1 protein-coding gene is annotated in these 411 nt (G+C 41.4%); it reads left to right on the top strand.

All coding sequences use genetic code 11. From position 1 onward, the window contains the following. Window positions 1–54 precede the first annotated feature (54 nt). A partial coding sequence (locus PL9631_RS25660; RefSeq protein WP_083624817.1) for a YybH family protein occupies window positions 55–411 on the top strand: 357 nt, incomplete at its 3' end.

Here is a 411-nt window from a genome sequence, read left to right as displayed (position 1 = left end):
GATTTGTAGTAAGGTAGTGCTTGCTGAGGGAATAGTTCACTAAGGAGCAATTCAATGTCTTATGCAGATAAAGAGCATATCAGACAGGTTTTTGAAGAAGTCTATTCATCAAATACTCGTTCGCGTGATTTAGCAGGTTATGGAGGTATGTACACAGAAGATGCGCTGTGGATGATGCCTAATGTTCCTGATCGGCGTGGGGTATATGACATTGTTGAAGGATTTGCAGAGTACATTTCTAATCAAGAAATAGATCCAATCTTCACCGCCGAAGAAATTGAAGTTATGGGCGATTTTGGTTATGTTCTTGGGATTAGCCTCTCTACGATTTACCCTCAAGATGGCAGTCCTTCTAAACAGTCCAAATGTCGAGAAGTGTGGTTAATGCAAAAAGAGGCGGGGGAATGGAAA

Source organism: Planktothrix paucivesiculata PCC 9631 (assembly GCF_900009265.2).
GTDB lineage: Bacteria > Cyanobacteriota > Cyanobacteriia > Cyanobacteriales > Microcoleaceae > Planktothrix > Planktothrix paucivesiculata.
This window is presented reverse-complemented; position numbering and strand designations above follow the sequence as displayed.